Source organism: Streptomyces sp. NPDC048461, assembly GCF_055587105.1.
Window position 1 is genome coordinate 19957 of record NZ_JBVJGW010000027.1, and the last position, 24156, is coordinate 44112.

The 24156-nt window shown below is 72.4% G+C and carries 15 protein-coding genes; 9 read left to right on the forward strand and 6 right to left on the reverse strand.

Annotation, left to right across the window (positions count from 1 at the left end; all coding sequences use genetic code 11):
* Positions 1-1173 precede the first annotated feature (1173 nt).
* Positions 1174-2067, forward strand: coding sequence for a hypothetical protein (locus ACZ6S8_RS32570; RefSeq protein ID WP_469461070.1), 894 nt, complete (start codon positions 1174-1176; stop codon positions 2065-2067).
* Between the two features lie 158 nt (positions 2068-2225).
* Here the strand turns inward: ACZ6S8_RS32570 and ligA are convergent, their stop codons facing one another.
* Positions 2226-4283, reverse strand: a complete 2058-nt coding sequence (gene ligA / locus ACZ6S8_RS32575; protein ID WP_469461166.1) for an NAD-dependent DNA ligase LigA — start codon at positions 4281-4283, stop codon at positions 2226-2228.
* A gap of 145 nt (positions 4284-4428) precedes the next feature.
* Here ligA and ACZ6S8_RS32580 point away from each other — a divergent pair, with 145 nt between their 5' ends.
* Positions 4429-5064, forward strand: a complete 636-nt coding sequence (locus ACZ6S8_RS32580) for a hypothetical protein (protein ID WP_469461072.1) — start codon at positions 4429-4431, stop codon at positions 5062-5064.
* Positions 5065-5150: 86 nt separating this feature from the next.
* On the opposite strand, the gene ACZ6S8_RS32585 is transcribed toward ACZ6S8_RS32580, so the two are convergent.
* Complete coding sequence (locus ACZ6S8_RS32585) at positions 5151-5747, reverse strand: hypothetical protein (protein WP_469461073.1); 597 nt, start codon at positions 5745-5747, stop codon at positions 5151-5153.
* Positions 5748-6108: 361 nt separating this feature from the next.
* On the opposite strand from ACZ6S8_RS32585, the gene ACZ6S8_RS32590 reads away from it, so the two are divergent.
* Positions 6109-6513 carry a type II toxin-antitoxin system PemK/MazF family toxin gene (locus tag ACZ6S8_RS32590; RefSeq protein ID WP_469461075.1) on the forward strand — a complete coding sequence of 135 codons (405 nt, stop codon included), beginning with the start codon at positions 6109-6111 and terminating at the stop codon, positions 6511-6513.
* A 473-nt stretch (positions 6514-6986) separates the two neighbouring features.
* Here ACZ6S8_RS32590 and ACZ6S8_RS32595 read toward each other — a convergent pair whose 3' ends face one another.
* Positions 6987-10529 (reverse strand): RHS repeat-associated core domain-containing protein, encoded by a 3543-nt coding sequence (locus ACZ6S8_RS32595; RefSeq protein WP_469461076.1) that lies wholly within the window; start codon positions 10527-10529, stop codon positions 6987-6989.
* A gap of 587 nt (positions 10530-11116) precedes the next feature.
* The gene (locus tag ACZ6S8_RS32600; protein ID WP_469461078.1) at positions 11117-11695 is read right to left on the reverse strand and encodes a MarR family winged helix-turn-helix transcriptional regulator; all 579 of its coding nucleotides are present in this window, start codon (positions 11693-11695) and stop codon (positions 11117-11119) included.
* Between the two features lie 72 nt (positions 11696-11767).
* Between ACZ6S8_RS32600 and ACZ6S8_RS32605 the strand changes: the two genes are divergently transcribed.
* Together ACZ6S8_RS32605 and ACZ6S8_RS32610 are read left to right on the forward strand one after the other, a co-directional pair.
* On the forward strand, positions 11768-12898 hold the full coding sequence (locus ACZ6S8_RS32605; RefSeq protein ID WP_469461080.1) for an NADH:flavin oxidoreductase: 1131 nt from the start codon (positions 11768-11770) through the stop codon (positions 12896-12898).
* A gap of 137 nt (positions 12899-13035) precedes the next feature.
* Positions 13036-13566, forward strand: coding sequence for a hypothetical protein (locus ACZ6S8_RS32610; protein ID WP_469461082.1), 531 nt, complete (start codon positions 13036-13038; stop codon positions 13564-13566).
* A 45-nt stretch (positions 13567-13611) separates the two neighbouring features.
* Here ACZ6S8_RS32610 and ACZ6S8_RS32615 read toward each other — a convergent pair whose 3' ends face one another.
* Positions 13612-17487, reverse strand: a complete 3876-nt coding sequence (locus tag ACZ6S8_RS32615) for a hypothetical protein (protein WP_469461084.1) — start codon at positions 17485-17487, stop codon at positions 13612-13614.
* A gap of 623 nt (positions 17488-18110) precedes the next feature.
* Between ACZ6S8_RS32615 and ACZ6S8_RS32620 the strand changes: the two genes are divergently transcribed.
* The 3 genes from ACZ6S8_RS32620 (at position 18111) to ACZ6S8_RS32630 (ending at position 21166) form a co-directional block, all read left to right on the forward strand.
* Positions 18111-18812, forward strand: coding sequence for a DUF4142 domain-containing protein (locus tag ACZ6S8_RS32620; protein WP_469461085.1), 702 nt, complete (start codon positions 18111-18113; stop codon positions 18810-18812).
* Between the two features lie 9 nt (positions 18813-18821).
* Complete coding sequence (locus tag ACZ6S8_RS32625) at positions 18822-20183, forward strand: DUF1996 domain-containing protein (protein ID WP_469461087.1); 1362 nt, start codon at positions 18822-18824, stop codon at positions 20181-20183.
* A gap of 164 nt (positions 20184-20347) precedes the next feature.
* Complete coding sequence (locus tag ACZ6S8_RS32630) at positions 20348-21166, forward strand: RNA polymerase sigma factor (RefSeq protein WP_469461089.1); 819 nt, start codon at positions 20348-20350, stop codon at positions 21164-21166.
* 167 nt (positions 21167-21333) lie between these two features.
* Here ACZ6S8_RS32630 and ACZ6S8_RS32635 read toward each other — a convergent pair whose 3' ends face one another.
* The gene (locus ACZ6S8_RS32635; protein WP_469461090.1) at positions 21334-22683 is read right to left on the reverse strand and encodes a PucR family transcriptional regulator; all 1350 of its coding nucleotides are present in this window, start codon (positions 22681-22683) and stop codon (positions 21334-21336) included.
* Between the two features lie 564 nt (positions 22684-23247).
* Here ACZ6S8_RS32635 and ACZ6S8_RS32640 point away from each other — a divergent pair.
* Positions 23248-24135, forward strand: a complete 888-nt coding sequence (locus ACZ6S8_RS32640) for a hypothetical protein (protein ID WP_469461092.1) — start codon at positions 23248-23250, stop codon at positions 24133-24135.
* Positions 24136-24156 lie beyond the last annotated feature (21 nt).

The following is a 24156-nucleotide window of genomic DNA, read 5'->3' on the forward strand; positions in this document are numbered from 1 at the left end:
CCGTCGGCAGCACGTCGACCACACGATGGTCTTCGACGCTGGTCAAGACGGTGGAGTAGGTCTGGCCGCGGCGGATCGCGAAGTCGTCCACACCCGGCACACGCGAGGTGCTGAACCGAGGATCGGGCAACGCCATGACCCTCCGGAGCAAGGTCATCCGTCCCGCGCCGAAGCCCAGATGGGCGGCCGGCCGGGCGCCGGCCCGTCCGGGGCCGCACCCGGCGGCCAGGCCGGCGCCGCTCACGGGCGCAGGCCCTGGTCCGCTCGGCGCGATGCCACCGCATCGCCCGCGGGAGCAGGGCCTGCCCGTGTGCGCTACGGGGCCGGGGTGTGGGTGGCGGTCCACTCCGACGCGTAGGGATAGCTGCGGCCGCGATGCAGCGGTCCGTCGGACGCGGCGTCAGAACCGCACCCCGCAGTGCGTCACCGATCGGCAACGACGTCAGCTCTGGCGGCTGGTGCGTACGCCAGCCCAGGTGAGGAGCAGCCCGGTCTAGGCCTTCTCTTTCGGATCTTGTCGGCCGAGCCCGCGGCGTCTGGTGCCGTGTCTGGGCGTGCTGTCGGGGCGTTCGCGTACTGGGCCGTACGTGGTCGCCTCGGCAGTGCGGCCAGGCGCGGTGCCAGGCGTCGCGGGCCCGGCAAGATCCGAAAGAGACGGCCTAGGCGTCCGCGGTCACAGCCGGCGCGCCCAGCGGGGGCTCCCCCAGCTGTAGGAACAGCCGTCAGGGGCCGCTCTTCCCGTTGGCCGTTGGGCGTGGGCGGCCTGTGTCAGTGGCTGGTCGGGGTTGGGGTGATGTGGTCGGTGCCGGATACGGCTGAGCCGCACGGCCGGTGAGCGGGCGCTCGCCTGGGGGTGTTGCGCGTTCCATGCACGGACCGCTGGTGGCAGGTCGTCGCTGCGGCGCTGCGGCGAAGGGCCGACCGGGTTACCGGCTCGCCCGATGCGCGTGGAGCACTTGCTGTCCATGATCCGAGCCCGCCAGTCGCCGGATGGTGCGGCCGCCGTCCGATGCCTTCGGTCCCTGCGCGGCGTTCGTCCGGTCCAGTGGGTCCGCAGCCGATCACAGCGACGGGCAGGGCCCTGGAGAGGTACAACGCGGTCTCGAGGCGATCGACGCGCGGTGCTGTTCGGGGTGCGGGCCCGGCGGTGGCTCGGGCGGGAGACTGCCGGGCATGGACATGGAGTCGGTGACGGTGGAACTGCTTGCGTTGCAGCCTGCGGAGTTCACCGCAGCCAGGGACGCGTACGTGGCTCGGTCGCGGAAAGCTGGTGACAAGGAGCTTGCGGTCGCGATCGCGGGCTTGCGGAAGCCGACGCTCGCGGTGTGGGCGGCGGGGCTGCTGGCACGCCGCCGCCCTGATGAGGCCCAAGGGCTGCTGCAGCTCGGCGAGGCGCTCCGTGCTGCGCACCGGACGCTGGACGCCGGGCAGCTGCGGAAGCTGTCGCACGATCAGCATGTGGTGATCGGGGAGCTCGCGCGTACCGCGCGAGCCCTCGCGGCCGAAGCCGGGCAGGCGCTGAGCGAGCCGGTGCTGCACGACGTCGAGCAGATCCTTCATGCGGTCCTCGCCGACGGGGACATCGCGGAGCAGTGGGTGGCGGGCCGACTGGTGAAGGCTCCGGATGCGGTACGCGGGTTCACCGGCCTGGAACCGCAGCCGGGCGCGGCTCCGCAGGGCAGCAAGGCGGTCGCCGGGCCCGTCGGAGTCGCGTCGAAGGGGGCCCGCTCCCGTGCGCGCACGGCGGGGCCCGTCGAGGAGGCGGAACGGGCGCGCCGGGAGCGGGCGAAGGCGGCGCGGGAGGAGTTGGCCGAGGCTCGGGCCGAGGCCGGCCGGCTCGAAGTGGCCTCCGCCGCCAGCCAGGAGCTGGCGGACTCCGCGGCCGCGACGGTGGCCGCGGCTGAGCTGGAGGTGGCTGCCGCGAAGGAACGGCTCGTCGAGGCCCGTTCGGTGAGCGTGGAGGCGGCCGCACGCCATCGGGAAGCCGGCCGGGCGGCTTCCCGGGCCCGGGCGCACGTGAAGGCCGCGGCGCGCAGTGCCGAGAAGCTCACGGAACCCGAGGGATGAACCGCGGCCGGTGCCCGCTGCCCGGCGGCGGCCCACCGGATCGCCGTGGCAGCGTCGGGCCCTCCGGGCGGGCGGAGCTGCGCGGCGAGCAGCCGCCCGGACCTGGCCTCCGTACGCGGATGGGGTTGCAGGGACTGGGGCGGGTTTGTTCAGGGTGGTCAGGGTGTGGGGAGGAGGGCGGCGACCAGGACGGCGAATTCCTGGGGGTCGATGATGCGGATCCCCAGTTCTTCTGCCTTGGCGCGCTTGGAGCCGGCCTTCTCGCCCGCCACCAGGAGGGTGGTGCGCTTGGACACCGACGACGATGCCTTGCCGCCGGCCCGCTCGATCAGCTCGTTCATCTCGTTCCGGGACAACACCGCAAGGGGGCCGGTCATGGAGCCGGTCACCACGACGGCCTGTCCGGCCAGCGGGCCGTCCGCCGAGTCCTCGGCGTCGCCTCCATCGGCCGCGGCGGCCGCGGGCATCTGCGGCTCGGTGACCTGCGTGCCGACCTGCTGGGCCTGGAGCCTGTCGAGGAGCGGGGTGAGTTCGGCGAGTTCGGCCGCGATGACGCGTGCCTTCTCGGTGCCGATGCCGTCGACCCCGGCCAGCGTGTCCGCGTCGGCGGCCCGGATCGCGTCCATGGAGCCGAAGTACGCGGCGATCCGGCGGGACATCGTACGTCCGGTGCCGCGGACTCCGAGGGCGCAGAACACGCGGTTCAACGCGGCCCCGCGGGCGGTCTCGATCGCGGCCAGGAGGTTGGCGGCGCTGGTCTCCCCCATGCGCTCCAGGTTGAGGAGCTGTTCACGGCTGAGCGTGAACAGGTCGGCGATGTCGTTGACGAGACCGGCTTCCACGAGCTGGATCGCGCGCGTGCCGCCGAGGCCTTCGATGTCGAGCTGGTCCCGGCCTGCGGCATAGATCACCGAGGCCACCGCCTGACAGCTACGGCCGCGTACGCACCGCCAGCGCTGCTCGGAGGTGTCGATCGCGTCCCCGCAGCGGGGGCAGGCCTCGGGGAAGGCGATCGGGGTCTCGGCGCCGGTGCGCTGGTCGACCAGCGGTGCCTCGATGCGCGGGATCACGTCGCCGGCCCGGTACACGAACACCTGGTCGTCGATCATGAGTCCGCGGCGGGTGATGTCGGACGGGTTGTGAAGGGTGGCGTACGTGACCGTCACCCCGTCGATGACCACGGGCTCCAGGACGGCGCGCGGGGCGATGATCCCGGTCCGGCCGACGTTCCATTCCACCGCGAGCAGGCGGGTCACCTTGTGCTCGGCCGCCAGTTTCCGGGCCACCGCCCATCTCGGGGCGCGGGAGCCGTTGCCGGCCTGGCGCTGGTCCTCGGCCGTGTCGGCCTTGACGACGACACCGTCGATGCCGAACGGCAGGTCCGCGCGCAGGCCGGCGATCATGTCGATACGTTCCTGCACCTGCTCTACGGTGTCGCATCGCACCGGGGCGGCGACCGTGCTGGCGGCCGTGTTCGCGCCGAGCGCGGCGAGCTTCTCCAGCAGAGCGACGTGGCCGAGGTCGTCCAGGCCGACCGCGCTGTAGGCGAAGAAGGTCAGCTCGATCCGGTAGGCGCGGTCCTTGGCCCGCAGCGTGCCGGCCGCTCCGCTGCGCGGGTGCGCAAAGGGCGTGGCCTCGTGGGCGAGCCGGATCCGGTTGGCCTCCTCGAACTGCGCGGTCGTCAGCAGCACCTCTCCGCGGAGCTCGACGTCGATCGGTTGGGTGAGGACCGGCGGCAGGCCGAGGACGGCGTCGGCGGCTCCCGTGATGTCCTCGCCGGCCAGGCCGTCGCCGCGGGTGAGGACCTGAACGAGCCGGCCGCCCCGGTACCGGGCGGCCACCGCGAGACCGTCGAGCTTCGGCTCCACACACCACCCGGCCACGGGGTGCCCGAGGCGCCGTTCCAGCCCGGCCGCCCACTCGGCGAGCTCGTCGGCGTCGAAGACGTTGTCGAGGGAGAGCATCGGCACCGAGTGCGGCACGTCTCCCTGGACGGCTCCGCCCGCCACCTTCCCGGTCGGCGACTCGGCGAGCACCTCGTCCGGGTGGGCCTCTTCGTAGGCCGTGATGGCGCGCAGCAGCCCGTCGTACTCGTCGTCGCCGAGGGGGGTGGTTCCGTCGCCGTAGTACGCGGCCGACGCCGCCAGAGCGGTGGTCACGGCCGCTGCGTAGGCGGCAGGGGAATGCAGGGCGCTGTTGTCGGTCATGAAGGTCATCATCCTGCCCAGCACTGACAATGCCGCCGACGCGTGCCGGCCGGGCTGTCGCCCTCGGACTGCGGCCCCTCACGGGCGGAGATGCGCAGGGGACCGGGCCGAAAATGCGATGACCTGCGGTAACGGGCTGTGGCACAGTCCGTCCATGTCCAACGACATCGCCTATCCCGTCTTCCACAGCGCCGACCCCCTACGCGCTCTGAACATGGCGCGCCGCCTCGTGGAGCTCGGTCGTTGCGCGTACACCGACGTCTCCCTCTACGCGGAGCTCCGCTCTGTCGGCGCAGTGCGGCGGGGCGCGAAGGAGCTGCCCGAGGGGTGGTTCCGGGGGCAGGAACACTACGGGGAGTTCGACGATCGGGTGCCGTTCCAAGACCGCCCCGCATGGCTCGTAGGCGTCCGCGGGACGGGCCTGCCGACCGACCCGATGGCGTACCCGGGGCGGCTACCGGTGGACTACGAGTTGCTCGACCAGGCGGTCGACAGCGTCGAGGACGCCTTCACCGCCTCGATCGGTCCGAGCGTGGGCGAGATCAACTGGCAGCACCTGTCCTGGCCGGGCGCGCCCGAGGTGGGCTTTCACGGCGAGTCCAAGCACGCAGAGGTGACGCTCCTGCTCAACACCGGCACCCGCGGGTACGACGAGCCTGCCGACGAGCACACCGTCCTCGTCCACGTGCGCAGCGCCGACGTCGACGGCCGTCAACTGCGGGAGCCATACGCGCACTGGCTCGCCAATCAGGTGGGACTCACGGTGATCGGGCCGGGACAGCGAGGATGAAGCGGCCGGCGGGGTGAGCCCGGTGGAAGACGATGCCGTCCCGCTCGCGCGTGCGCAGCCGCGGTCCGTGCGGCTGCCGGCAGGGCTCAGTGGGTGCGGTGCCAGTGGTGGACGCTCATCACGTAGGGGGCCAGGGTGCGGGCCCGGCGCAGCATTCCGTAGAGCTGCTGGGCGGGTCGTTGCTGTTCGCCGTGGAGGGCGTTCAGGACGATCAGCCCGCACGTCAGGGCGGGTACGGCCCACTGCACGTAGGAAAGGTGGCGTTCGGCCTGCACGGTGTCCACGGGGAGCCGTTCTGCCGTCTCTGCGTCGTGCGGGGTTCCGGACGACGCGAGTTCGATCTTCTTGCCGAGGATCCTGCCGTACGCGGTGGCGCCCAGCGCGGCGCCGGTCAGGGCCGTCTTGGCCAGGGTGGAGGCAGCGAGGCCCTGCTGGGTGAGGACGCGCGCGGCGTTCACGCCGAGCAGGCCGCCGGAACCTACGAGGTGTGCGCCGATCGCGACCGCACCCACCGGGGCCCACCGGGACCAGCCGGCGCTCGCGATCCTGGCACTCTGCTGCCAGTCGGTGCCCTGTTCCTTCGCGGCGCCGTTGAGGCCGACCGCGCCCATGAGGGATCCGCCGAACCATGCGGCGAGGCCGACGTCGTGAAGGCTGCGCAGGACGGTGTGGCGTGCGGACATGGCATGGCTCCTCGGGCGGTGTACGTCGGCAGGCCCGCCGACGCTTTCGCCACCGTCCCCCCGATGACCGGTGCCCGCCATCGCGGCTGGTCCGAACGGACTGCGGGACGAGGTGCCGGAGCGGACGGCCCGGTCGTCCCGCAGGTGGTCCACCACGTCGTCACCCACATCGTCGCGGACCCGGTGGGCGTCCCACGGCCCTCGAACGCCTCCTGCCGGCGGGCAGGGTCTACGCTGTGACTGCGGCCACCGCGTGATCGTTTGTCTGCACACGCCGATGATCAACGGGTGACCGCACGCGTCTCCCTAGCGCGTCGGGGTCGCGCAGGTTCCGCCCGCCCTTCCTGTGTCAGGAGGACACGTGCAACGTGGCGACATCTGGTGGGTGGAGTTCGACGAGCGGCGGCCGGTCGTGCTGCTGTCGGGAGACGACGCGTCCGGGATCCGGGTGATGCAGGTCGTCGCTCGGGCTGGTGTCGACATCACCGGTCTGGGCGTCGAAGTGGCAGTGGGCGCCGTGGAAGGACTGCCCTTCGAAGGCGTGCTGCGGTTCGCGTTGCCGCGTCCGGGCTTCACCCCTTGCACGTGGCTGACCACCGTGTCCCGGGACGATCTGATCGAGCGAGCGGGCGTTCTGTCCTCCGCGAAACTCAGCGAGATCGAGAACGCCCTCCGTCTCGGTGAACAGGCGAACGAGTGGACCCCGGCGACGACCGCGAAACTCGCCGATATGAGGAACGCCCTCCGTCTCGGTGGACTCGGGTAGACGGAAAAGAAAAGGACGCCCGCGACGGCGTGGTCGGTCTCGCCCAGATGATCGACGCTGCCGGCTGACTCCTCGGCGCCCTCACGATCGAGATCACGAACTACGGCTGGAGTACCAGGTCACGTCGGGACGTCCAGTTCGCTGCGCAGGGTCAGGCTCAACGGCAGCGGGCCGCGCCCTGACCTGGCGCGGCCCGCTGCCGACAACGTCCGGTGGAGACCCCTACTGGAATCTGCGGAAATACTGCACTGATCCCGGACAGGAGCAGGCAGAGGTAGTGAATTACTTCTTCATTTTCTTTATGACGAATGCGCCGATAAAGCACAGCGCTATGAAGCCGAGTACCCACCCCGCACTGGGGAGATAGTCGTAGCGTCCGCTTTTTGCGAGTACAACCAGCATGAAATCCCTCTCATAAGCGCTATTTCTTACGACGCGAGTTCGATCCTCGGGATCGCTGCCCTGCAGCTGCCCTATGCCAGCTCTTCCGACACCGCTCCTTCCACCTGGCTTCCGACGAATTCCCCGGCTGCCAGGCACCCTGCGCCGACCAGGACGCCGCCGACTCCAGCAGTGGGAAGTGAGGCTGCTGCCGCGGCAGTACCGCAGGTCGCCGTGGTCACCGCACCTGCCAGGGCTCCGGCGGCCACGCCCGCCAAGTCACCCCATTCACCGTTTTCGGCAGCGACTGCGGCCTCGCCCAGGGACTTCGCATCGAGGGCGGTGGAAACCGCTCCGAGGAAACTCCTACCGCTGGGGTCGATGTTGTTGATGGGGTCGGCGCCGGCGTAGGCGTAGCGGTTGCCCTGTGCGGGGTCGGCGAGGAAGGTGAGGGGGTCCTGGGTGGTGAAGCGGCCGGTGGTGGGGTCGTACCAGCGCTGGCCGTACTTGAGGTAGCCGGTGGTGCGGTCGTGGGTGCCGCCGACGAACCGGTAGGGGTTCTCGGTGGCCGCGGTGCCGGAGGTGACGGTCTGGGCCGCGCCGTAGGGGTCGTAGGCGTAGACCCCGGACTGGACGGTGGACTGGTTGATGAACTGCACCGGGCTTCCGAGGCCATCGATGATGTAGTAGGCCTCGTAACCGTTGGTGGTGCGCAGGGCCAGGGGCTGGCCGGTGGTGGGGTCGTGCTCGATGTAGGCGGTGCCGGCGGCGAGCTTGACCTGCTCGATGACGGGAACGCCGTACTGATCGGTGCGGCCGTGGACGTAGTCGACGGTTTCGCCCTTGTCGGTGGTCTGGTGGACCAGCTCGTTCGCGTTGGTGCCGGCATAGGTGTAGCTGCCGGTGCCGGTGCCGGTCTTGGCGGTCGCCATGCGGCCGGCGGCGTCGAAGGTCACCGCGGACAGGGCGGGGGTGGTGGTGAGGTTGCCCTGGCCGTCGTAGGTGTAGCCGGGGGTGGTGATCTGGTTGGCGGCGTCGTAGGCGAGGTTCTGGGTGGTGGTGCCGTCGGAGGACGTCTTGCGGTTGCCGCGGGCGTCGTAGGTGTAGGTGTACGTCTTGCCACCCCCCGAGGTCGCGACCTGCGTCAGCCGGTTGCCGCTGTCGTAGCTGTAGCCGGTCGTCTTGCCCGTCAGGTTGTCCTTACTCCACTGCAGCAGGGTGCGGTTGTCGGCCTTGGCCGTGGAGCAGGTGCCGGGGGTGCCGATGGCGCGGCAGTAGGTGGTGTCGAACTGCCGGGTCGGGGTGGCCGCGGGGCCCTGGTCGGCCCAGACGCGGCTGATGCGGCCCGAGGTGTCGTAGTCCTGGTGGACGCGGGCCTTGAAGACGGTGCGGGCGTCGTTGGTTCCGTAGTACGTGTCGGTGCGCCGGCCCCGGTCGTCGTAGACGAAGCCGATCTTCGTCGCCGTGGACGGGGCATCGGTGGTGAGCTGGGTGAGCTTGTTCGCGGCGTCGTAGGTGTACGTGGTGGTGCCGCGGGCGTCGGTGAGAGCGGCCTGGTTGCCGTTCTTGTCGTAGCGGTAGCCGAGGGTGCCGCCGCCGGAGGTCGCGGTGCGGGAGGTCAGCCTGCCCAGGTCGTCGTAACCGTAGGTCGTGGTCCCCGCCGCGTCGGTGCGGGTCTGGACCCGGCCGAAGCCGTCGTAGGCGTAGCCGACATCGGGCGTGGCGTCGGAGTAGTCGACCTTGGTGATCCGGTCGCCGTCGTCGTACGTGAAGACCCTGGTCGTGCCACGGCCGTCCTTGGCCGTGGCCAGGCGGCCGAAGGTGTCATAGGTGTACGACTTCAGCTTCAGCGACCCACCGGCCGGGTCTACCGAGGTGACCTGGTGCGTGGCGCTGTCGTAGTTGTAGGTGGTGCTGCTGGTGTTGCCTGGGTCGGTGGAGGTCTTCACCGTGCCGTCGGCGTTGTAGTCGACCTTCGCGGTGGACGCGTTCGCGTCGGTGGCCTGCGTGAGGTTGCCGGCCCCGTTGTACGTGTAAGTCGACTTGTTCGACTGGCTGTCCGTGGAGGACGACGGCAGGTGCGTGAGGCCGGCCGCGGTGTTGTCGTACGCGGCGGAGAAGGACGAGCCCGAGGGGGACTCCGACTTCGTCACGGACTCACCGGTGTTGGCTCCGAACGTGTTCGTCGCGGTTCCGGCGCCCGCGCCGGTGCCATCGGTCGCGGTCGCGGTGTCGAAGTTGGCCGTGTAGGTCTTCGAGCGCTCGCGGCCGGCCGCGTCGGTGGCCTTCTTCACGCGACCCGACTGGTCGTCGGTCAGTTCGTACGTGGTGCGCGGGACCGTCGTGATCGCCTGGCCCTGGTCGGTGTTGGGCGAGGCGACCAGCGTCCTGGCCGGGTCCGCGTAGGAGAGGCGGGTGACGGAGTCGCCCGGGGAACCGGGCGCCTTGTTCTCCTGCGTGATGGAGGTGACGCCGATCGAGCCGTAGGCGAATCGGGTCACTCCTCCACCGGGGTTCGTGATCGAGGTGAGCTTGTGGGCCGCGTAGGAGAAGCTCGTGGTGCGGCCCAGGGTGTCCTTGATCGAGGCCAGGTCGCCGGCGCCGTTCACCGTGTACGTGACCGTGCGCTTCCTGCCGTCCGAGCCGGTCTGGGCGAGCGTGGTGACGTGCCCGGATGCCGAGGTGTACACGGCGCTCTTCTGGGCTTGTGTGCCGCGGGTGGAGACGATCGTCGTGGGCAGGTCGGCGCTGTAGGCGAGGGTGGTGGCGTTGCCGTTGCGGTCGGTGGTCTTCGTCAGCTTGCCGGTCGCGTCGAAGTCCTGCTTGCCGGAACCGTCGTTCGCGCTCAGCGTGTAGGAGCCGTCGCCGTTCTTGACCAGTTTGGCCTTCGCCCCGCCGGGCGCGGTGAGTCCGGCGGCCGAGTTGGTGAACAGCCAGGTGGTACCGCCGCGCCCGTAGTAGGTGACCGAGCCTTCCTCGTGCACCGTCAGCGCGGTGTCGTAGGGCGTCAGTTTCCATCCGAAGCCTGCCGCGGCCTTCGCGCCGGTCGCGTCCGTGCCGATCGCGGCGCTGTTGTAGGCGACGCCGAGCCCGGTGTCGCCGTTGATGCCCGGCAGGGTCAGGTCGCTCGTGGTGACGAGCAGGTTGCCGGTGCCGACGTCGACCTGCGCGCCGACGTGGTCGCCCGCGGCGAACTTCAGCCGTGTGGCGCCCGGCCGTTCACCGGCGCCGGCCATCGGGCTGACCCGGGTGGACTGACGGATCGTAAGCGCGGTGCAGTCGGCTCCCTGGCACGCCTGCGCCTGCCACTCGAACTGCGTGCCGATCCGCAGCGGGTCCGGCAGCTTCAACCGCGCCACGTGACCTGCGGTCACGGTGACCGCGGCGCCGTCAACCAGATCGTCGGCGCCGCCGGCCGCGTAGGTGCCGGCGTAGAACTTGACCGTGACCTGGCCCGTGCCGGCTGCGGTCTTCGCCGTCAGGACCGGCTGCGTCGACTCGGTCAACGCCACCAACTGCGACAGCGCTCCCGGCGCGGCGATGGCCGGAGTGACCCCCCATGCGGTGATGGCCGAGGCCACCACCGCCGCGCCGACGGCGTGAGACCAGCGTCGTGTGACGCCTGAATACAACATCTGCTTCCCCCATGTGACAAACGCCGGCCTGACGGCGGGCAGCCCTCATCGTCAGCGTCCATCCACATTGGAATCTAAGGTTCCGCGCGATAATCACGCACGGAAACCAAGGTCACTGGGAGTTATTCAAAGGATTTCAAGATCAGAAAGAGTCGCAATGCGAGGCGCTCGGGCCTCGAAAGCCTCACTAACGAAGGCCGCCCCATCTGACGGCCTAACAAAACGTTGAAGGTGCAGACCATATGAAGAAACCCACACGCATGCCCCCACTCCACCGGGGCACAAGCCCTCCCCACGCCGCCTCCCGACCGGAACGACAGACCTCCCGGAGGGCGTCGGCGGTCAGCTGGGCGCAGGGTGTTCTCGTTGGCTCCGTACCGTTGGGCACCGAAGAGGCAAGCGGCGTGCCGCCAGCTCGAACACCCTGAAGTCCTCCGGCACCGCCCGAAGCACGTACGGCGGATCCACATCGGCGGTGCGGGCACCCTCCCGATACGCGGCCGTGTTCTTGCCCGAAGCACCCTCGCCCGCGTCGATCCCGGCAGGGTCTCCCCCGGCATGCGGCGGGTGCACCCCGGAGGGGCGGGCTACGGTGCGGGAGTCGCAGATGCCTGTCGAGCGGGGGCCGGGGGCTCGGGCGGGAGCGCCGGGGAGCATGCGGGGCGGGTGGCGGAGTCCTCCGGGCGCGGCCAGTAGCGTCCTTCGAGGGCCTCGGCGCTGCGGTTGAGCCGGATCAGGACGTCCTCCAGCTCGCGCACGTCCCCGGGGGACCAGTCGGCGACCACCCGGGCCAGGCAGGACCGGTTGACCTCACGGTCCTCGGTGAGGCGGCGGCCGCCTTCGACGGTGATGGACAGCTTGCGGGCCATGCCTCCGTCGGGGTCCGCGACGCGCTCGGCCAGTCCGCAGCGCAGCAGCGCGGCCGTCTGGCGGTTCACGGTCGAGGTGTCGAGCCCGAAGGCCTCCGCCAACTGCCCGATGGACATGGGGCCTTGGGTGTCGATCCGGCTGAGCAGCAGGTACGCGGAGCGCTCCAGCCGTTCGGGGTCGCGCTCGCGCCGGGCCAGCACCTGGTGCCGCGAGAGCAGCATCAGTTCCCGCTCCAGTTTCTCCAGCACTGCGCCTCCCGCTCTGTCCCGGCGCTCCACCGTCGCCGCAATGTGCATGATACATAGTGTGTGTACGATGCACTTCTCGTTGCCTCCCGACGAGCCACAGCACCCCTCCGGAGGACCCGCATGACCGCCACCCCGTCCACCGCCTCCCGCGCGGCCGAGATCCTGTCCCGGCCCGTCAGGCTGAACGGCCTGACCGTCCCCAACCGCATCGCGATGGCGCCCATGACGCGCATGTTCTCCCCCGGCGGAGTGCCGGGCGAGGACGTGCAGGCGTACTACGCCAGCCGGGCCGCGGCGGGGGTGGGCCTGATCGTCACCGAGGGCACCTACGTCGGCCACGACTCCGCCGGGCAGAGCGACCAGGTGCCGCGGTTCCACGGCGAGGACCAGCTGGCGGGGTGGGCGAAGGTCGCCGCGGCCGTGCACGAGGCGGGCGGCACGATCGTGCCTCAGCTGTGGCACATAGGCATGGTGCGCAAGCAGGGCGAGGCCCCGTACGCCGACGCCCCCGCCGTCGGCCCCTCCGGCATCCGCGTCGACGGCACCGAGGGAACCGGCAGGGCGATGACCCGCGCCGACCTCGACGACGTCATCGGCGCGTTCGCCGACGCCGCCGCGGAGGCCGAGCGGATCGGCTTCGACGGCGTCGAACTGCACGGTGCCCACGGTTACCTGCTGGACCAGTTCCTGTGGGAGCGGACGAACCGCCGCACCGACGCCTACGGCGGCGACGCCGTGGCCCGTACGACGTTCGCCGCGGAGATCGTGGCCGCGGTCCGCGAGCGCGTCCGGGCCGACTTCCCCGTGATCTTCCGCTACTCGCAGTGGAAGCAGGAGGCCTACGACGCACGGCTCGCGCAGACGCCGCAGGAGCTGGAGGAGATCCTGGCCCCGCTGGTGGCGGCGGGCGTCGACGCGTTCCACGCCTCCACGCGGCGGTACTGGATCCCGGAGTTCGAGGGGTCGGACCTGAACCTGGCGGGCTGGACCAAGAAGCTCACGGGCCGGCCGACCCTCACCGTCGGTTCGGTCGGCCTCGACGGCGACTTCCTCCGCGCCTTCGCCGGCGAGGGCGCGGCGCTCGGCGACATCGACAACCTCCTGGACCGCATGGAACGCGAGGAGTTCGACATGGTCGCCGTCGGCCGGGCGCTGCTCCAGGACCCGCAGTGGGCGGCGAAGGTCCTCGGCAACCGCTTCGACGAGCTGAGGCCGTACGACGCCGCGGCGCTCAAGTCGCTCAGCCGGTAACCGGCACCCGGCACCCGGCACCCGGCACCCGGCACCCGGCACCCGGCAAGCCTCCGCGCCCCCGTCCCCGAGCACGCCTGGTGCCCGGGGGCGGGGGCGCCGCAGAATGGGGCTTCGCGAGAGGAGGGGACGACACCGTGGATCCGATCACGCTGGCAGGTATCACCGCCGTTGCCCTGAACGAGGGGGTCAAGTTCCTGTACGAACAGGCGGGTGAGGTCCTGCGGAACTTCCGTGAGCGACGCGCGGCCACCACCGCGTTGCCCGCGGAGCTGTTCGAGGGGGCTTCGGGGGAACTCGTCGCCGACCTGGAGAGGGTCGCCGCGCTCGAACCCGAACTGCGCCTGCTCCGACGCGATTTGGGTGAGTACGGGCAGGGCGTGGACCCCGTCGACCCGCGGGACACCGAGGTACTCGCCCTCGTGGACGGGCTGCGTTGCACGCTGGAGGCGGTCTACGGCGCGCCCATCGTCTTCCGCGGCGAACCGCGGCCGGCCGAGCCGGCCCGGGTCCGCGGCGCCGTCGAGGTGAAGGTCGTGCGCGGGTACGTGGCGGGCGTCCGCGTCGCCGCGGCCGCTTCCGGGAACCTGACGGGCTCGGTGCGTGCCGACGACGTCGAGGCGGGCGGCCAGGTGGTCGGCGTGGAGCTCCGGGGCGGCACGGACTGACCCCGGGAGAGCGGCGCCGCGCCGGGCCCGTCGGCCGCGACCGGCTCAGCGGCCGGGCCCGGCGGGGTCCCCGAGGAGCAGTTCCTCGATCTCCGCGTCCGGGGTGATGACGGCCAGCACGGCGAGCAGGTCCACGTGGTCGAGGTCGGGCAGGCCCGGGGAGCCCACGATCTCCTCCAGTGCGTCGCGGGCGGCGGCGGCGTCCGGGCCGCCGCGCAGCACCGTCACGGCCAGCGTCTCGGCCACCTCGGCGAGCGAACCGCCGCGCGTGCGGGCGGCTTCGGGCCAGAGCAGCCGCAGGTCGTCGTACCGGCCCAGGCGCGCCGCCGTCCCGGCGAGTTCGGTGAAGGCCCGGAGCCGGTGACCGGGTCCCGCCAGCTCCCGCGCGCTGTCGACGGCCCGGGAGAACATGGAGGCGGCCTCCCCGTCGTCGCCGACGTCGTGTGACGCCTCGGCCAGTTCGGCCGCGGTCTGAACGTCGCGGCGCAACAGGACATCGAGCTCCTCACGCGTCTCGACGTCCCGCCGCCCGCCGGCGCCGGGGGGACGGTGGGAGGCCGCGGCGAACGTCGCCCTCTCCACAGCCCTGTCCCACTCCCACCGGGCCGCTGCGACACCCTCGGGCCACTCCAGCCTGATGGCCTGGAGCAGGCACCAGACCGCGCCCTCCTCACCCCCGTCGGCGTAGAACCAGGTGTCCTCGGGCACTCGGGCCAGTTGCCCGAGCATCCCCCGCACGGTGAGGCGCAGCGCGGCACGGCTCTCCTCGAAGGCCCGCCGGTCGTCGCCGGCCCGCCGGACGCGCGCCTCCAGTGCCTGCTCGTACGGGGAGGGCCGGCGCGCCGGGTCGCCCGGGGCTCTGCCCTCCGCCTCCCGGAGCAGGGCCAGTTCCGCGTACTCGGCGTGGGCCGCCAGCCGGTTCCGTACGTCGCCCAGGTTCATCAGGCCGGCGGATTCGCCGTGCGCCGTGGGCGTGCGCGCCACCGTGGCGGCCGCGGCGGGCAGCCGGGCCCGCAGGAGGTTCTTCACGAGGCGGTCGGCGTCCTGCGGCAGGCGCCGGTCCTGGGGCAGCGCGGTGAACCACGCGGCGGCCTCGGCGCCGAGGGCTTCGGCGCGCCCGTGGTCGCCGCGTACGTGCGCGGCCCAGGCCAGCGCCGCCCGGGCCGGGCCGACCACCGCGGGCGTGTGCCTGCGGCGGCCCGCGGTGCGGGCCAGCGTGTCCGCGAGACGTCGGCGGTCCGCGTCGGCGAGGACCAGGGCGGCCTGGGCGCACAGGCTGTGGGGAATCCGGTCGGCGGCTTCCCGGGCCGCGGCGACCAGCGCCGCCCGGGGGCCGGGCCGCGTCTCGTCGCGGGCCAGCCAGGCCAGGGCCCGCACGTGTTCGGCGGGATGGTCCGCGCGCAGCCGGCCGGCTTCCCCGCGCGCCCGGTCACCCTGCCCGGCGGCGGCCAGGAGGCGTACGACGGCGAGCCTCAGCCCGACGTCGCACCAGCCGTGGAAGGCGTCGACGTGGCCGGCGTGCGGGTCGTCGTGGCAGCCGGGCAACTCCTTCACCAGCGCGTCGAGCAGCGCGGGGGCCGTCCGGTCGCCGATGCGGACCATGGCGGCGGTGTGGTGCAGCAGGCCCCGGATGTCCCGCCGGGGGTCGGCCAGGGCCGCCAGGCCGGCCGCGCGCGCCCGGGCGGCGCCGGCCGGGCCGAACCGCGCGGCCTGGACGATCCGGCCGAGCAGGACCGCGGCGTCGCTCAGCACTCCCCGGACGCGCGCCGTTCGGTCGGCGAGTTCCGGGAGACGCTCGTCGAGTTCGCCCTGCGCGGCGTACACCAGCAGGACGGAGTCGGCGACGTCCGGCTCGCGCAGCGGCGACGTCCACCCGGAGCCGTCGGCCGGCGGCGGTACGTGGCCCGGCGCGATCAGTGCGCCCAGCCGGGTGAGGCCGCCGGGGTCCGGCCCCGCGGGCTCCGTGAGCGCCGCCAGTGCCGCGCGGGTGAGGATGCCCTCGACGGCGCGGGCGCGCGCGACGGCTTCGCGGATGCGCAGTGCCGGCAGCGCGGCCGGCTCCGGTCCCGCCTCCTCCAGGACGAACGCCGCCAGATGACCCAGCAGGTCGTCGTCGGCGACGTCCAGCAGGGCGGCCGCGTCCTGCGGCGCGAGGCGGGGCATGAGCGGGGCCAGCAGCGCCGCGATCGCCGGGGACCAGCGGTATCCGGCCGTCTCGAAGCCTGCGGGTGCGATCTCCCGCAGGGCGGCGACGGCTTCGCCGGACGACCGGGCGTCCAGGGCGGCCACGATCAGCAGCAGCCACAGCAGGGCCGTGTCCTGCGGATGCGTACGCGCCTTGGCGACGCCCGCCGCCGCTCCCCGGAGCAGGGCGGCCTGCACCGGGGTCTCCTCGTCGGCCTCCGTACGGGCCCGCACCAGGCCGAGCGCCACCCTGACCGACCGGGCGTGGGCGTGGGCGGCCAGCGAGGTTTCCAGCGCGCGGCCCAGCGTGACCAGGTGCAGGTCCCGGCCGGGGGCGACCGTGCGCTGCGCGGCCAGGTAGCCGGGCGACGTGGCCAGGGCGTACAGACGGTCCCGGTGCGTCCGGCTCCGGGCGGGGCTGCCCGGTGTGGATTCGGCGGCGGTCAGCAGGTGATCCGTGAGGTGCTGGGCCAGGTACGGGTCGTCGCAGGCGTCCCACGCGTCCGTCCAGGTGGCGAACGCGCGGTCGGCGATGCGCCGGTGGCCCTCGCCGGCATCGAGGTGGGGATCGTCCCCGGAGATCAGGAACTCCTCGAACGACCGGTGGAAGAGCGTCCACGGGCCGCGGCGGCCGCGGCCCCGCAGGTACTGCCCGAGGACCCGGACGGTGTCGAGGACGTCCTGCTCCGTCCAGCCGAGGAGGTCGGCCATGCGGTCGGCGGTGAACCCGTCCTCCCAGGCGGCGACCAGCAGGTCGAGGACCGGCCTGAAGGCGGTGCGCCAGCGTTCCTCGGCGTCCGCGCTGCCGGCCGGGCGGATCTCCCGCTGCACGAACTCCCGGTAGACGCCGTCGAGTCCGTGCGGGAGCACGGACACGGCCAGTTCGTCCACCGTCCTGATTCCGTCGGCGACTTCCCGGGTGAGGTACCGCACGTACAGGTAGTTCCCCTCGCCGGCCGCGGCCAGCCGGTGGGCCAGCTCCTCCCGGCGCGGTTCGGCGCCCGGGGCTCCGCGCAGCCGGTGGCGGGCGTAGGCGAGGAGGTCTGCGGCGGGGTCGGGGGCGTCCTCCACCAGGTCGACGACGACGGCGTCCGGCAGGTTCCGCACCGCGGCGGTGACCCGGGCGTCGTGCCGCGAGGTGAGCACGAACCGCAGCGGGAGCCGGTCGGTGCCGGCGAGGACGAGTTCGGCGATCGTACGGCGGCCCCGGTGGGTGAGCGCCTCGTCCAGGGCGTCGACGACGACGACCGGCCGCCGTGCCGGGGCGAGGAGCTCCAGCGGACGGCACACCAGTTGCTCGAAGGCTTCGTCCGCGGTGACGTGGGACAGGGAGAGCAAGACCTTCGCGCCGATGACGCTCGCGTGCGGGTGGACCGTACCGGCGGTGGCCGTGCCCTCGATGTGCACGTCCCCCGCCCCCGGCCAGTCCCGCGACACCCGGACCAGGGCCTCGGCGAACCCGGGCACGGTCGTGCCGAACTGCTCGGCGAGCGACTCGGCGAAGCGGACCGGGTCGCAGCTGCCGCGGCTGGCCGCACGGCAGCGGTGCACCGCCGTGCCCGCGACCGGGTCGCCGCCCCACAGGTGTTCCACGGCCGCGGACTTGCCGGTACCGGGTGCTCCGGTGAGGAAGAGGTACGTGGACCCGGTCGCGTCCCATTTCCGTACGGCGTCGGCGAGCCAGCCACGCCCGACGAACTCGGCGGCGGCATCGGACGACGGCGGATCTGCGGGCATGGCCGCAGGGTAGGCCCGGCCCGCGCCCCTGAGCACGCGGGTCGCTCGTGTCTGGCCGGAACCGGCCTGCCCCTCAGCCGGCTTCCGCCCCTCGGAGCACGTTCCGGGAACGGTAATTCGGCGTGCGGTGGATGCTCGGGAAGAACTGCACTGCGGGCTCTGCGGATTCGTCCCGGCCGGCGATCCACACCCCTTGGACCCAGTGAAGTGGATCAAGATATCCGACCCCGCCGGCGCGCGATGTCGCCGGGCGAAGAAGATCGTTTGTCCGCTCCCGCGAAGCGAATGTAAACCGCATCGAAAAAGGGGTGTCAATAAGCGCACGGGGGATCGAATGTGCGCCCGGGCAGCCGAAAACCGCCCTTGCCGTGCGGAGCCGGATCGCCTCCGAGGGGGAACGCGGCAAGGTACCAGCCTTCCGGGTACTTGCCCGGATGTTTATCCAATGGTGATGGTCCGGCAGTGACGACACCACATGGGGCACTAGCGTCCCGTGGCACCCCGGGAATGCGGGCGTGCACCGCACGGCACGTGCGGAACCTCCAGCCCCCGCACCCCTCCCGGCCCTTGAGCAAGGAGGCACAGTGCTGTCATTCCGGCGGCGATCCGCCAGCGGCTTGTCGGTGGCCACGCGATACACGATCGGCAGCGGTGTCGTCATCGCCGCCCTGGCCGTCACGTTGATCGCGTTGCTGATCCCCGTGGAGAGCTTCGGCGGCCGCGCCTCCGCCGCGGCGGCGGGACCGGCCGGCGACGACGACGGCGCAGGGATCATGAGCACGGCGTACGGGCCGCTGACCCCGGCGGACCGCGACTTCATCCGGAAGGTGCGCCTGGCCGGGCTGTGGGAACTGCCCGCCGGCAAGCAGGCCCAGCAGCGCGGTACCCGCCCCTCCATCCGCACGGCGGGGAACCACCTGGTCGACGGCCACACCGAACTGGACCGGCAGGTCATCCAGGTCGGCCAGGCACTCGGCGTCGCACTGCCCGACCAGCCTTCCGCGCAACAACAGGACTGGCTCGCGCAGATGACGGCGGCCGGTCAGGGGGAGCAGTACGAGCGGCTGTTCGTCCAGCTCCTGCGCCGGGCGCACGGCAAGGTCTTCGCGCTCGTGGCCAGCATCCGGGCCCAGACCCGCAACTCCATGGTCCGCGCCCTCGCCACCTCCGCCAACGCCACGGTCCTGGACCACATCTCGGTGCTGGAGGAGAGCGGGCTCGTCGACTTCGACACCCTGTCCGACCAGCCCGCGCCCCCCGCCCCCAAGCCCGTCGCCCTCCTGGGCGCTCCCGCCCTCCCCTCCGATGTCCGATCGACGAAGTGAAGTGATCACATGAGCCAAAAAGGCCACAAACGCCCCCGGATCTCGAACAAGCTCCTCGCCGTGGTCTCCGCTCTGGTGCTGGGCGGTGGCGGAGTAGCCGTCATCGCGGGCAACGCCTCAGCCGGCCAGGGTGACAACCGCGGGGGCAAGTCCGTCGCCACGATCGACTGCCCGGACGTCGGCGACAAGCTCACCGCGGTCCCCGAGCAGGCGAAGGCGCAGGTGGGCGAGAACCTCGCCGAGCTCGACGCCCAGGTGGCCGACGCGTACAAGAAGCTCGCCGCAGGCCAGGCCAAGGGGGACGCCCTCCTCGGGCAGCTGCGCGACCAGCGCGGCAAGACCATCGAGAAGGTGGCCGGAGCGATCGGCGACAACGGCGCCCAGAAGCCCGAGGAACTGAAGGCGCTGAGCGGCTGCGAGATGAAGCAGGCCCCGGCGGACGCCAACCAGGCGGCCGACGCGAGCGCCGCCAAGAGCCTCGGCCAGAAGGGCGGCCCAGCCCAGAGCGACTTCGTCAACATCAACAAGGTGCGGCCGAACGTACGTCAGCCCGCGAACCAGTCCGGCGCGTCCAGAGGGTCCTTCAGCTCCAGCTGTGGGCGCAACGAGAACAAGCACTTCAATCCGGACAACGTGATCGTCGCCCCGGGCGTCTCGAACGGCGCGCACCACATGCACGACTACGTGGGCAACAAGACCACCGACGCGTTCTCCACCAACAACAGCCTCGCCGCGTCCGGCACCACCTGCACCAACGGCGACCAGTCCACCTACTACTGGCCGGTCCTGCGCCTGCGCGACGGAAGGGCCGAGCGGGACGCCCAGGCCCCCGGCGGCGGCCAGGACGGAAACGTCGGCACGATCCTGCAGCCGAAGCAGGTCACGATGACCTTCAAGGGCAGCCCGGTCGGCCAGGTCAAGACCATGCCCCGGTTCCTGCGCATCATCACGGGTGACGCCAAGGCCTTCACCAACGGCACCGCCAACGCCAACGCCTCCTGGAGCTGCACCGGCTTCGAGAACCGCCAGCTGAAGGACAAGTACCCGATCTGCCCCAAGGGCAGCGACGTGGTCCGCACCTTCACCTTCCAGAGCTGCTGGGACGGCAAGAACGCCGACAGCGCAAACCACCGCACCCACGTGGCCTTCCCGGACAAGGCCGGACGCTGCCCGAACGGGTTCACCGCCATCCCGCAGCTGGTGCAGCGGATCACGTACGGCGTCGCACCGGGTGCCCGGTTCGCGGTCGACAGCTTCCCCGAGCAGCTCCACAAGCCGGTGACCGACCACGGCGACTTCATCAACGTGATGTCGAACGGTCTGATGAACAAGGCGGTGAACTGCATCAACGGCGGCCGCGTCTGCCGCTGACACCCCGCACCGCGCACGGCGCGGTCCCCCGCTCCCGGGCCCGGCGCCCCCTCCTCCACCACGTCGCGCCCGGTCCGGGATCGGTGTCGGTCCGGAGCCGAATTCCGGGCCGGCACCGCCCCGCGGCCCCCGGCCCCGCCGGGGCCCGACCTCCGAGGAGTGGCATGTCAGGCTCTCGTGACAGCGCGGCCGGCCCGCGGACCCCGGGCGGGGCCGCGCCCCCGGCCTCCGACGCGGAACTGACGCTGCTGCTGCGCCGCGGGTACAGCGCGGGCGAGCCGGACCCGGCGGTGTGCGCCCTGCTCTACCGGCGCCACCGGCGGGCCGCCCTGGCGTACGCCCGTACCTGCTGCCGGTCTCCGCAGGACGCGGAGGACCTGGTGTCGGAGGCCTTCCTGCGGACGTTCCAGGCCGTCCGGGCCGGAGCGGGACCGCGGGGTCCGTGGCGCTCGTACCTGCTGTCCGTCGTCCGCCACACCGCCATCCAGTGGCGGGACGGGGCCGGCCGGACCCTGCTGACCTCGGATTTCGACACCTGGCGTCAGCCGGGCCCGGTCGGCGGGGATCCGCAGCAGCAGTGGGTGGCGGGTGAGGACCGCCGGCTCGTCGCCCGCTCGTTCGCCGGGCTGCCGGAACGATGGCGGACCGTACTGTGGCACACGCTCGTCGAGGGGGGCTCCCCCCACCAGGTCGCCGCGCTGCTGGGCATCACGCCCAGCGCGGTGACCTCTTTGGCGTTCCGGGCCCGGGAGGGGCTGCGAGAGGCGTACCTGCGCGCCCACGTGGAGGCCGCCGCCGACGACCGGTGCCGCCACTACGCCGGCCGGCTCGGCCCCGCCGTCCGCCGGGGCGGCGCGCACCTGTCCCGCGAGCTCGCCCGGCACCTGTCCGAGTGCGGCGGCTGCGCCCGGGCCTACACGGAACTCCTCGACCTCAACGCGACGATGCGCGGAGCGGTGTCCGCTCCCCTCCCCGCACGCTAGGCCGTGTCTCTCGGATCAGCCCGGTCCCGCCATGATCCGAACAACACACCCAGGCCGCCACCGCTCCGGCGCCGCCGCCTCCCGTACGAAGGGCCCCGGCCCGGACCCCGCCGAGACGGGTCCGGGCCGGGGCCCTTCCTTGCGTACGGGCGCGGCCGCGCCGCGGGTCAGAGGCCGTTGACGCGGGCCATCCTCCCGACGGCCAGGGCCGGGAAGTCGGCGGTGACCACACGGGCCGCCCGGCGCCCCACCCGCGAGTGCTGGCGCCGCACCTGGGCCATCAGCCTGCGGCTGCGCAGGGCCATCTCCAGCTCGAAGCGGGTGCGCGGGTCGCGCAGGCCGGTACCGAAGAGCTTCTCCAGCTGCCGCATGCGGTAGCGCACGGTCTGCGGGTGCACGCTCAGCGCCTTCGCCGCCTCGGGGGCACCGCCCCCCTCCAGCCAGGCCAGCAGGGTCACTTCCAGGCGTTCGCTCTGGCGCGGGGTGAGGTCCGCGAGCGGCCGCAGCCAGCGGGCGGCCAGGGCGTGGGCCAGCGGCTCGTCCTGGAGGAGGAGCAGGGTGGAGAGGTGGTCGTCGACGAACACGGGCCGGGCGTCCAGCCCACCGCGGTTGGGGGTCAGGGCGAGCAGGCGCACCGCCCAGCGCAGCGAGGACGCCGTGTCGCGCAGCGGTACGGCGTGGCCGACCGCGGCGAACCGGCCGCGCAGGGGCAGTTCCAGCGGGGCCCTGGTATCGGTGTCGGCGCTGGGGACGAGCAGGCAGGGGCGGCCCGCGAACATGCCGGCGAGCGTGTCGTCCAGTACGGCCGCGAGCTGCTGGGCGTCGCCGGGAGCGGCGAGCGCCACGGCGCGCACGGCGGGCGGGAGGGGCCAGCCGGCCGCCTCGGCGAGCTCGCCCATGGAACTCTCGGACGCCTGCCGGTCGTCGGTGAGGGCCTTGAAGAGTTCCTGGCGCGCCCCGTCGGGAACGGTGGCCGGCTCGGGCCGGTCGCCGCGCGGGTCTCCGTTGCCGGGCCCGTGCGCGCCGGGCCCGTGGCCGCCGGATCCGTGCCCGCCGCCGGGTCCGTCCTCGCGGCTGTGTTCTCGGGAGCGCTCACGGGTGTGGGCGCGGGTGTGTTCCAGAACGTTCTGCCGGCCGTCGTGTCGGTCCTCCTCCTTGTCCTTCTCCGTGTCCTTCACTTCCGCGATCCGCGGCCGTACCTGCGACGGCACCTTGGACAGGCGCGGCACTGCGGGCCGCGCCTGCGGGTGGGCCGGGGACGTCGTGGAAGGGGACTGGGCATGTGTCTGGGGCTGGGCGTCCCGATAGCCGAGGGCGTTCAGCAGCGCCTCCTCGACGCACTGTCTGAGCAGTTCGTCGTCGAGGGCGTCGCTGTCATAGACAAGAGTGGAAAGTCCCGGAATTCCATGCAGAAGCTCCTCCACTATCTCGGCGGCCAGCGTGGGAAGTTCCCTGCGCAGGACGCGGGTCCACTCGCCTCTTGGGCGGGACCAGATGCGGTTCAGAAGTTCGCACATCGTTTTCCTCGTTCGTGCCGGGGTGAGGCCTGCCCGGAGTGCGGCAAGCCCGCCGAGGTTGACTCCTTGTCAACAGTGGCGTCTGACATGGAGACTTGAGGCCCTCGTACTCCCTCCTAGAGGGGTCCGGCCATCTACGGTCCCGCGACTTTGCCGTGTCTTTACCGACGAGTACGCGTAGATGGCGGGCGGTGCGGGGGCCTGTCACAACCTCCGCTGGAGGGGAATCTTCCGGTGTTGTTCGATGCCCCGGAGACGCGGTGCGAGAAATTATCACGTTTCGATAAATCCCGTGGTGCCGCCTGACCGCTCCACGATGCTTCTGCACTCCGGCCCCTAGCTCCCTCGGCCGGCGCAGGAGTTCACAGCGCTGCCGGGCACTACCGACCACGACCCCCGGGTGCCGAGCGCCGGTGGAGTGCTCGGATCCCAGGCGCACAGGAGATCTGGATGCCCCTGTCCCAGCCCCACATGCCACGCTCGCACAGAGCCCGATCCCGGAGCCGCCACGCTGCGGCGACGGCTCCGGCCGCCGGCAGGCGGGCCGTTCGGCGACCCTCCCTCTTGCCCGCGTCCGGACGGTTGCGGCCCGGCGTGGTCGCCGCCGCCGGCGCGGCCGCCGTCACCCTCGTCATCGCCGCCCGCGCGGGCGCGCTGACCCAGCTGTGGGACTTCCTCGACTTCGGAGCGGGCGTCCTCTCGCTCGTCTCGCTCACCTCCACCGTCCTCTGGGGACTGGTGGCCACCGACCGCACCCTGCTCGGCTCGGGTCACCGGCTGATCGCCCAGGGCGTGCACCGGGGCCTGGCCGTGTCCGGGCTGGGCTTCCTGGCCCTGCACATCTGGGTCAAGGTCGCCGAGTCGCAGACCACCGCCACGGCGGCGGCCCTCCCCTTCACCGACGTGGACCAGCCGGTGCTCATCGGCCTCGGCACCCTGGCCGGCTACCTGTTCGTGTCCGTCGCGGTGTCCGGCGCACTGCGCAGCGTGTTCGCCACCAAGACCCGCTCCCTGTGGTGGCGGGTCCTGCACTTCGGGGCCTACCCCGCCTGGGGCGCCTCCCTGGTCCACGGACTGAAGTCCGGCCGCTCGGCCAGCGGATGGGTGACGGTGGCCTACGCCCTGGCCCTGATCGGCGTCGCCACCCTCGTCGCCCTGCGCATCAAGGCCCGCATGGACGGCACGGGTTCGCGGCCGCCGGAGCAGCCGGGCATCGCGCCCACGCGGCTCAGGCAGGCCTCCTTCGCGAGGACCCGTCCGGAGCGCGGCGGCGACGGGCCGCCCCCGCGGCCCGCCGCGCCGCCCCGGCCCGAGAGCCCGCCGTACGTGGCCGACCCGCCGTACGCGGCGGCGAACCCGCCGTACGTCGCCAGCGTCTACATCCCGAACCAGGCCTCCGGAGCGCAGGACGTTCCGGCCGAGCGCCTCGCCACCCGTGAGCGGTGGCTGTGAGCGGCGGTCCGCGCCCCAGCC